This window comes from Pseudogracilibacillus amylolyticus (SeqCode) (assembly GCF_051918545.1).
Lineage (GTDB): Bacteria > Bacillota > Bacilli > Bacillales > Amphibacillaceae > Pseudogracilibacillus.
Map to the genome: position 1 here is coordinate 1 of NZ_JBPPZG010000324.1, position 560 is coordinate 560.

The window sequence follows — 560 nt, forward strand, 5'->3', positions numbered from 1 at the left end:
CGAATAATTTTACCATTTGAAAAATCCCTAGTCACAGGTATTCCCGTTAAGCTATGTAAATTTGTCGTTCTAGCAAGTGACATAATTAACGTTTCGATTTGGTCATCACCATGATGCCCAAGAGCCAAATAATCGGCTTGAAATTGATTCATTTTTTCTCTAAAAACTTCATAACGCAGTTTTCGGGCGGCAACTTGTGTGCTGACCTTAAATTTCTTTTTATATGCCGAAACGTCAACAGCGGATGATATAAATGGAATGTCCCATTTCTTACAAATCTCCTTCACATAATAAACATCTGCTTCGGAATCTCCTGGTCGCAATTGATGATCCACTGTAACAGCATGAACGTTTAAGTTCCAAGCCTCTCTCACTGTATATAATAAATGAAGGAGAGCCATCGAGTCAGGACCACCTGAAACTCCGATAAGAATAGTCTTATTTTTTTCCATAAGTTGATGGTCGCAAATAAAGTCTACTACCTTTTTTTTCATGTTCAATCCCAACTTTTCATTTCTACCTGTATTATAACGATTTTTGCAGCGGCTTGTCACCCATAA

At 37.3% G+C, this 560-nt stretch carries 1 protein-coding gene; it reads right to left on the reverse strand.

The window, feature by feature from the left end; genetic code table 11:
* Positions 1 to 494 (reverse strand): tRNA lysidine(34) synthetase TilS (tilS, locus tag ACPYKA_RS20270; RefSeq protein WP_479543997.1); only part of this gene is annotated, 494 nt, incomplete at its 3' end.
* Positions 495 to 560: the final 66 nt, after the last annotated feature.